Annotated in this window: 5 protein-coding genes and 1 pseudogene; 2 read left to right on the forward strand and 4 right to left on the reverse strand. The window is 69.6% G+C overall.

The annotated features are described in order from the left end of the window. Nucleotides 1-170: 170 nt before the first annotated feature. The 4 genes and pseudogenes from ACZ53N_RS35900 to ACZ53N_RS35915 form a co-directional block, all read right to left on the reverse strand. The gene (locus ACZ53N_RS35900) at nt 171-890 is read right to left on the reverse strand and encodes a hypothetical protein (protein ID WP_469144929.1); all 720 of its coding nucleotides are present in this window, start codon (nt 888-890) and stop codon (nt 171-173) included. 287 nt (nt 891-1,177) lie between these two features. Beyond that, nucleotides 1,178-2,293, reverse strand: coding sequence for a DUF4007 family protein (locus ACZ53N_RS35905; RefSeq protein ID WP_469144930.1), 1,116 nt, complete (start codon nt 2,291-2,293; stop codon nt 1,178-1,180). Next, nucleotides 2,260-3,054: pseudogene (locus ACZ53N_RS35910) on the reverse strand (YgjP-like metallopeptidase domain-containing protein). The gene ACZ53N_RS35905 and the pseudogene ACZ53N_RS35910 overlap by 34 nt, the downstream one beginning before the upstream one ends. A gap of 290 nt (nt 3,055-3,344) precedes the next feature. Next, nucleotides 3,345-4,544 carry a hypothetical protein gene (locus ACZ53N_RS35915; RefSeq protein ID WP_469144931.1) on the reverse strand — a complete coding sequence of 400 codons (1,200 nt, stop codon included), beginning with the start codon at nt 4,542-4,544 and terminating at the stop codon, nt 3,345-3,347. A 424-nt stretch (nt 4,545-4,968) separates the two neighbouring features. Between ACZ53N_RS35915 and ACZ53N_RS35920 the strand changes: the two genes are divergently transcribed. Continuing rightward, nucleotides 4,969-5,451, forward strand: a complete 483-nt coding sequence (locus ACZ53N_RS35920) for a hypothetical protein (RefSeq protein ID WP_469144932.1) — start codon at nt 4,969-4,971, stop codon at nt 5,449-5,451. A 58-nt stretch (nt 5,452-5,509) separates the two neighbouring features. Next, nucleotides 5,510-5,968 (forward strand): RipA family octameric membrane protein, encoded by a 459-nt coding sequence (locus tag ACZ53N_RS35925; RefSeq protein WP_469144933.1) that lies wholly within the window; start codon nt 5,510-5,512, stop codon nt 5,966-5,968. The last annotated feature ends 566 nt before the right edge of the window (nt 5,969-6,534 follow it).

Consider the following 6,534-nt stretch of genomic DNA (forward strand, 5'->3'; position numbering starts at 1 on the left):
ACGGCAGCCGCATGAAAGCCACACCCAGCTCCCCTGGGTGCCACAACCCTACGAATGGCTGGGGCAGACCCAGGAAGAAGGTAGAGCCGCATGAGCGGCAGGGACAGCCAGCGTCTCCTCTCCCTGAACCTCCGTCTCCGCGAACTCCTCTGGCTCAGCCAGCGACAGCATCACCACGCCCGCGACTCCGGCACCGCAACGCCGAACACGGCTCCACCCTCGCTCTCCCACGCATCCGCACCGCCCGGGCCGGACACCACGTCGGTGGCCCGGGCCGCCCGCCACGCCTGCTCGATCACCGTCAGCGGCCGGTCCCCATACCGGGTCGCCGCGTGCGACGGCAGCGGAGGAAGGCGCCGGGCCACCGCCTTGCGCGCGTCCCGGCTCATCCGCGACCGGCCCGCAACCCTCGCCCACCTGGCCTGGTACGCGGCCCGCTCGTCACCGTGCACGCCGGCGGGGTGAAGCCCGATCAGGTACAGGGCCTGCGCGCCGCGGATCGTCAGCCGCACCCGCACCAGCCCACTGCTCTCGGTGACCTCCGCGAAGTAGCGGGCCTGGAGCAAGAGCGCCACGCGCTCGCCGCTGACCTTCCGGCCGCCCTCGGCATCCCGGGAGCGCCGGACCGCATACGCCCCGTCGTCCGTGCGGACCAGCCGCCAGGCCTGCGCCGCCTCCAGCAGCGCGACATGCGAGCGGGCGATCCCCAGGGCGGGGACCTCCCGCTGCGCGAGGGAGCGGTCCCGTTCCAGTTTGCTGCGGTTGGCCTGGTCCATGCCGGTCTCCGCGACCAGCTCGGCCTCCACCCCGGCATCAAGGGCCCGAAACCACGCGGCCACCTCCGCACGTGAGCGCTCCGCGTCGGTCTCCTGCACGTCCTCCGGGGTCACGGTGCCGGAAACCTCTCCCCTGGCCACGGTGTCCGGGGCACTGGCTGGGTCGGCCCGGTGCGGCGCGGCATGCCGTCGTGCACCGGCGCTCGCCGGAGCGGGAAACAGTGCGATCTGACGCGGCTGCTGGCCCGGTGGGAGTGACGTGCAGGGCAAGCCGGTGACGTCGGGCCTGGTCGTGCTCATGAAAATCTCCGAAAAGCGATAGCGACAACGGGGGCGCGCAGGAGGGTGCGCGGCGGCGGTGGGCGGGCCCCGGCGCCGGGGCCGCAGGCCGGGGCCGGGGGTCAGCAGTACGATCCGGGCCCGCGCCCCAGCTGGTAGTGGGCCGCCAGCACCTGGTCCGCCAGAACGTTCGGGCGGGTACGGAAGATCAGAGTCGGCTCGTCGCCTGAGTCCACGACGGCCAGGCCCAGGCCCGGGTCGGACTCGGCGATCTGGGTCAGCGCGCGCTGCACGGTCCGGATATCCAGCAGGAGGACACGGCCGGGGCTGCCCGGGTCGGTCCGCAGCCGGCCCAGGGCGATGCTGCGCGCACCAGGCGCCGCGCGGTCGGCGAAGGTCAGGCAGGCGTAGCCGATGACCGCGGCGGGCACCATGCGGCCGGCGTTGCGGTTGATGACCAGTTCCTGCGTGCCGGGTCGGTGGTGGCGGCCGCGGGCCTCCTCGACGCGCAACACGTTCAAGGCGCGGAAGGGGTTGGAGAGCTGCTCCTCGACCGGCGCGTGCTCGTGCCCTTGCGGGACGGGCGTAGGCCCGTACATGGAGACGATGGCGGTGATGTCGCGCGTGAGCGCGCTGTCGGAGGGGGCGGTCCAGCCGCTGTCCACGGCGTCGCGCTGCACACCGGCCCGGGCTTCGTCCCGGGTCATGCGCGAGAGCCCGGCCAGGGCAAAGAGCTGAAACCATGTGGGGACCTGGCAGGGCGGCTGGAGGAGCCACCAGTGCAGCAGCCACAGACTGCCGGGGTCCTCCAGGTACGGGTCGGCACCGTCCTCGCCGAGAAGCCAGTGCCCGTGGCGGGTCGGTTGCAGACCGGCACGGGGCCCACCGATCGGGGAGTCGGTGGTCAGGCCGAAGGCGCGGGACCAAAAGCGCAGCGCCGGCACCATGCTCGAGCCCACGCCCAGAGTGACGGGGGCGTCGGGACGGGCGAAGACCTGCGGGTCCTCCAGGACGGCCTGGTGGGCCTTGAGCAGCCAGCCAGCCCGCGGCGGATACGTACGGTGCCGGCCCGAACGAGGGGAGACAGCCCTCCAGCGGGCGGTGATCGGACACAGAAGACTCCTGAGGAAGAGAGAGGGGAAGACGGGATGCGCGGCCGCGGACATGTGGCCGGCGTGGACCGGCGGGTGCAGGGCGGCATGGGTCAGCGGGTGGCGCCGGTCCAGATGTCGAGCCACGCCTGGCGCATGAGCCGCTGGCGCCGTCGGCCGTCGGGCATGACGCGCTTGACGCGAGCCCAGAACTCCGGGCCGTGCGGCTTGCCGGGCGGCCGGGTGGCGTGGGCCAGCTCGTGCACCAGGACGTACTCGCACAGCGCCGCCGGGAGCTGGAAGAGCGGCCAGTGGAACGATGCCTGGTCAGCGAGTTCGTCGAACACGCCGGCCCGGACCTTCCCGAGGTCGCGGACATCCAGGCCGGGCTGAGCCCTTCTGCCGGGTGCTATCCGACGCCACCAGGAGGGCGCGTTGCGTTCCATCCAGGCAAGGCCCTCCTAGCAGTACCAGTCGGTGAGGACATCGGCCCCGCGGGCGCGGACGTCGGCCGCGCTGACCACCAGTTGCCACCCGTCGTCGTGCCGGACGCGCCGCGCCGGGCCCTCCTGCTCCGTCAGGTGCAGGCGCATGCTCTGGCCGAGCCAGGTGAATTCCTCGCCGTCTACCAGCTGCTTGACAGGGTGGCGGGGAGCCATCGTGGCGAGCTTGATGGCGTTGCGCTCCAGCTCCGCAGCCTTGTTCCGGACGAAGTCGACGACCCTCTGTGGGGCTATCGGGGGCCGGACTCTGACGGTGTGCCTGCCCGAGATGTCGGTGGTGATGACGATGGGCTGGCGGCGCTGGGAGATGACGACGCCGAAGGCCCCTGCGGCGAGCACTCCGTCATCGACGAGGGCCTGGCGGATGAGCTCCGCCAGGGCGCGATCCTGAGCAGAAGAAGGCATGGGGATTCCTGATCCGGTAGGCGGGGCCGGGATGCCGGCCCCGGGTTGAGAGGTACGCAGGACCTGCGCATCTCGGTGCGACGAGCCGCGGCACTGACTCGGAACGGCTGGCCCTCAACGGCCGCCGGCGTCGCGGGGTGGGCGGCCGGCCCGTGCCGCGTCGCCTCGGCGACCTGCTCGAGGCCGGTCGACAGACGGTGGTACGAGGAGTTTCGGAAGCGGGGCGCGGCCCGGCCGGGTTTGCCCTGGCCGCGCCCCCGCTGGTCGTGCTCAGAGGGAGCCGGGACCGGTCAGGCGGCGGCCTTGTCCCAGACATAGACCGGGCCGCGCGGGCGCCGTACGGGCTTGCCCTTGGGGCCGTTGACGTGCTGGCGGATGATCCGCTCGGCGTGCGTGCAACCACCAACGGCGTGCAGACGGGTGTTCAGGCAGCGGTTGGGGCTGCGGTACGGCGGGACCTCCCAGCGGTAGTCCGTGCGCGGGGGCCTACGGCCGTCGCAGTCGCGGCGGTCGCGCTCGGTGTCCTCGGCCGACGGCCGGTGGCTGGCCCGCAGCCGCACCACGTTCACATCGCTGTCCCCGGTAATGCCCGCGCGCCGGTCGCGCTTGCGCCCGGCCCGGTCACGGGGCACGACCTCGGTCTCGGTCCACGCGTGCTCGCCGGTCTGGGACATCAGCTGCCAGGCGGTGTAGACGGTCTGGGCCCAGCCGCCGGTCGTGCCGAGCGGAGAGCCCGTCTCGGGGAACCTGCGGCCGAGGAAGAGGACGGTCTCGTTGTCCCACGTCAGCTCCGGCCGCCCGGGGAAGTCCAGCGCCGCGACGAGCTCTCGGGCGCGGGCGGTGCCGCCCAGCGCGGGGCTGTGCAACATCGTTCCGGGATCCACGCCGCGCAGAGCGGCCCCGCACGCGGTGTAGAACGTGAGCCATATGCCGTGCTCAGCCGGGTGGACGCGCTCCCGGCCGTGCACGGTGTTGGCGATCCACTCCACCGGCACGCGCCCGACGCGGGGGCTCCACAGCGACCAGGAGACCGCCACGATCGGCGTGTGCAGTTGGACCGGCGCCCCGCCCCGGCCAAGCGCCGCCGTGCGGGTGTTCACCGCGTACGAGCCGATGGGGTCGGCGAAGACCATCAGTCCGCTCGGCGACGGCAGACGCTCCGCGCTCACCGGCTCAGTCGGAGGCGTGGCTGCGGCGGCCAGTGACGCGGCGGTGGTGTGCTCGTCGGCGTAGTACAGCCGGGCCTCCGCGAGGCGCTGCGCCTCCTGGCCGCACAGAACCAAGGCCGCCGTGGCGGCCGGATCGGGAACGTTGACGTAGGGGAAGAGGCTGGAGTTCCCATCCATCAGTGAGTGCTTCATATGCGTCAGCCCGATGTTCGTCCGCTGCCACTCCTCCATCTGCGGCCGCATCTCGGCGAGTTGATGGGGCTCGGGAGCATGCCAGCGCCAGTTGGCCGCGTCGGGTGTGGAGAAGCTGGAGTCCAGCACATTGCCTCACAAACAGGGTGAAAGATCCATGAACCGGGGGGCCAGGCGGATGACCGCCGATCTGCCGCGCCCCGATGACCAGAAACCTACAACAGGTAAAATAGTTAAGCAACCTTGCGAGCGGAGTGTGGCGGCCAGTTCGGCGTGGCGCGGAGTGTCGGTTCTCATCTGGCGCTTCAGTGTCTCGCTGGAGATTTCAGTAACCGCTTCAGTGAGGCTCAGTTCTCATGTGGTGCAGGACACTTCTAGGAGCCTGGTCGCGCCCACTGCCACCGGCGAGGCTTTCCCAGCGCACGCATCGTAGGTACGCGCCCGCTCGCGCTACCGGGAGCGCGCAGTGTGCTCTTCATCAGGGCGCATCGGCATCGACATCGACGTCTCTGGTCACTGAAGATGTCCCTGGGCGCCTTGGAAGGGTGGTGCGGTGACGCGTGTCGGCTGTACGGGCCATCAGAATCTGAGTGGTGCCACCCGTCGTGAGGTCGCGCGGCTTATAGCCGACCAGCTGACGCGGATCGCAGACGACGGTCTTGTCGGACTGACGTCGCTCGCCGAGGGCAGTGATCAGGTCTTCGCGTTCGCAGTGCTTGCTGCCGGCGGGGAACTTTGTGCCATCGTGCCCAGCGGCCGCTACGAATCCGCGTTCCAGTCGGCTGATGCCGTTGCTGTCTACCGGCTGTTGCTCGGCCTCGCCGCGGAGCGGGTCGTGCTGGACTTTGCGGATCCCGGTGAGGATGCCTATCTAGCTGCTGGCCAGCGGGTCGTCGAGGACAGCGATGTGCTTCTCGCCGTCTGGGACGGACATGAGGCCGGGGGCGTTGGCGGCACGGCTGACATCGTCGCCTACGCGCGCAAGCGCGGGGTCGAGACGCACGTCATCTGGCCGCCCGGTGCCCGGAGAGCCTGAGTTCTTCCTCATCTCCTGCCTTACGTCACCCTGCAACGTCCAGGAAGGGTGGATTCCGGTGAGCGAGTCTCTCGAACCCTCAAAGACTTTGCTCGAGCTCTACAAGACGGCCGTGGAGATGGCCGATCGCGTGTCCGCGCGCCGTGGGGTGTCCAACTCATTTTTCCTGACCGTGCAGACTGCCTTCGTCAGCGTGGTCGCCCTTGGGGGTCCCCACCTCGCCAGCGTGTGGTGGGCCTCGCTGGCTGTCGCCCTCGCCGGAGCTGCCCTCTCGGCCGTTTGGCGGCTCCAGCTCAAGAGCTACCGGGATCTCAACGCAGCGAAGTTCACCGTGATCAACAAGCTGGAGGAGCAGCTTCCTGCCAAGATCTTCAGTGACGAGTGGGCGAGTCTTAAGCCCGATGTCGCTCCTTCCTGGCGCAAACGGTATGCCGAGTTGGGGCTGAGTGAACGACAGGTTCCCATTGTCTTCGCCGTTCTCCACCTGTTCCTGTTCCTCGGCCGAGTCTTCACGTGAGCATGTGCGGTCCAGGCGAGATCTGACAGCTCTCGGACTGCGGCATCGCTGGGTGTAGTGCCGCCGGTGGGGCGACCCCACGGCTCCGATTGCTTTTCCGTGCGGGCTATCTGTGGGTTCCCGCGCTTCTCCTCTGTTCTGTACCGGTCTCGAACAAGCTGCCACCCGACAAACGAATGAGTCGGATTATTCGCGTGTGCGATCTATTGGCAATTCGCTTCGAATCTGGGGTAATTGACAGATGACGGCACCTAGGGACGGCCACCGAGGGAGGAAACGCAAGCCCTCCGGTATACCCCCGTGGGCGATCACTGCTTTGAACGTGATCTCGACGAGCTTCTCCATCATCGCCTTTCCCTTCCTGATCGCCGGCGGCCTGGAGCGGGGAGCACCCCCCTGGTATCTGCCTCTGATCGTGGGCCTGACGCCCTTGAGTCTGGTCATGTCGGTCTACGTCGACCGAAGCATGGGTGAGGGGCCTCGCGTTCTTCGGACAGGGTCTTGACTGTCGCGTTCAGGCGGCGGTCCGCGACTGCATGTGCTCGGCGTGGACTTCTTGCGGAGGG

The sequence above is a fragment of the Streptomyces sp. NPDC033229 genome (genome assembly GCF_055576875.1).